This window comes from Streptomyces similanensis (assembly GCF_039543625.1).
GTDB classification, from domain to species: domain Bacteria; phylum Actinomycetota; class Actinomycetes; order Streptomycetales; family Streptomycetaceae; genus Streptomyces; species Streptomyces similanensis.
The window spans coordinates 1-2,111 of sequence record NZ_BAABKC010000093.1 but is presented as its reverse complement, the minus strand read 5'-3'; the positions used below and the strand labels follow the sequence as shown (position 1 = coordinate 2,111).

2 pseudogenes are annotated in these 2,111 nt (G+C 79.6%); one reads left to right on the top strand and one right to left on the bottom strand.

Annotated features, from left to right (window positions below):
- Positions 1-1,515: pseudogene (locus ABEB07_RS28545) on the bottom strand (helicase C-terminal domain-containing protein); the annotation flags it as partial.
- 172 nt (positions 1,516-1,687) lie between these two features.
- Here ABEB07_RS28545 and ABEB07_RS28540 point away from each other — a divergent pair.
- Positions 1,688-2,111: pseudogene (locus ABEB07_RS28540) on the top strand (hypothetical protein); the annotation flags it as partial.

The window sequence follows — 2,111 nt, the reverse complement described above, 5'->3', positions numbered from 1 at the left end:
CCAGGAGCCCGCGGCGGGCGCCGGGGGCGCGCCCAGCAGCGCCCGCCCGTGCGCGGACAGCGCGCCGCGCCCGGTGACGCCGAGCAGCTCCGCCTCGGACAGCGTCCAGCGGGCCAGCCGGGCGCGCAGATCGTGCTCGCCGTCCCGCCGCGGCCCGCGCAGGGGCCGCTCCCAGCGCAGCCGGGCCAGCACCGACTCGGCGTCCGGCGCGCCGCCCTCGGGCAGCGCGGCCAGCAGGGACAGCACCCGGTGCCGTACCTCCGGGGCGGCCGAGCGGTCCAGGCCCGGGCCGAGCGCGGACAGCGTGCGGTCCTTGGCGTCCCGGTCGCCGATCACGCCCGGCGTGCGGGTGGCCGCCAGCCAGGCCCGGGCCAGCCGCGCCCAGCGGTCGGCCGGCGACAGCTCCCGCCAGTCGTCGTACGCCGGGGTCGCCGCGTACCGCTCGTCCGCCTCGCCGTCGGTGGCGAGCAGCCCGGCCGCGTAGGCCAGCTCCACCCAGAAGGCGGCCACCGGCTCGGGCAGGTCCAGGGCCACGGCGGTGCGCTTGAGGTCGCGCACGCTCAGGCCGCCCGCGCGCAGCACGTTCGGGCCGCCCTCGTCCCAGTCCTTCAGCAGCTCCTCGACGGTGGCGAGCGCGGTGTACGCCTGTCCGGCCGCCGTCGCGTCCACCACCGGCGCGGGGTGCGCCGCGCTCGCCGTGACGGCGGGCGGCACCGGCTCGGGCGTCCGGTGCGCGCGGCCCGCCCGCAGGTGCAGGGCGACCTCGCGGGGCAGTACGACGGTGCCGGGCGCGGTGGGCAGCAGCAGGCCCCGGTCGAGCAGCAGCCGCAGCCGGGGCGCCGGATCGGCGGTGACCTGGCCGTACGGCGGCCCCCACACCAGGCGGTCGAGCACCTGGAGGGAGTCGGCCGGCACATCGGCGAGCAGCTCGGACATGCGCGCGCGGTCGGTGAACAGGGCGGTGAGCGCGGTGACGGCGGAGACGGCGTCGTGCGTCGAGGGCAGTCCGGCGGCGGCCACGATCTCCTGGACGCGGCCCGGCGACATGCCCGAGGCGGCCTCCTGCACGGTCGGGCCGAGCCCGGTCGGGGAGGGGTGCTGCGGGGACGGCGCGAGCAGTTCGCGGGCGGTGCGCACCAGGCGCAGCCGGTCCTCGTCGCCCCAGACCAGGGCCTGTTCGCGCAGGGCGCCGAGCGCGTGCGGCAGCGCGGCGGCGGTCTCCGGGTCGCGGTCGTCCCCGGCCATCAGAGCGAGCAGCTCGCCGTACGGCGCCGGATCGCCGGCCACCGCGAGCGCCTCCGCCGTCTGGAGCGCGAACCGGTCGAGCCGCTCCAGCGCCCGCACCACCGAGGCGCGGGTGCCGGCCCGGGTGGCGAGCTGGGTGAGGTCGGTCGGGACGGGGGTGATGAGGTCGGGGCGAGCGCGCAGCAGCGCCGCCAGCGAGGCGTCGTCACGCGCGCGCAGCGCCTCCGCAAGCGATCGGGGGGCCGCCGCCGGTTTCTCATCGCCGCTCATCCGACCCACGTTAGCGGGTGGGACGGACCCGGGAACACGGGCGCGGCCCCGCACGCGCACGTGGCGGCACGGGCCGGGCGGCCGTGCCTGCGGCGCGGGGCGCTTCGGGGGTGTGGGGGCACGCGGTACCTTCGTCCCACGGGGTCTTCGGCCAGCCGCCCCCGGAGGGGTTGTGGGGATCGAGAGCGACCAGGTCGTCTACGAGTATCTGAGCCGCGTCGGCGACGTGGCGCAGCGACGGCAGCTGCCGTCGGCCACCCGGATGCGCCTCGTCTCGGAGCTGCGCAACGAGATCGACCGGCACCGGGCCAAGGCGGCCGTGGACAGTCCCGCCGCCGTGCGCCGCATCATCGACCGCCTGGGCAGCCCCGACGACATCGTCACGGCCGCGGGCGCCCCCGGCGGCCGGCCGGGCCCGCAGGCCGCCCCGGCCCAGCCCCCGGCCCCGTTCCCGGGTGTGCCCGTGCAGCGTGAGCCGAAGGGCCCGGCGGCGAGGCCGAAGGACGTCTCCGGGCCGGCGCCCGAGGACCCGTCCGCGGCGGGGCGGCCGGGGCGCGGCCGGGGGCTGCGCCGGGTCGTGCCCCGGCCGCGCCCCG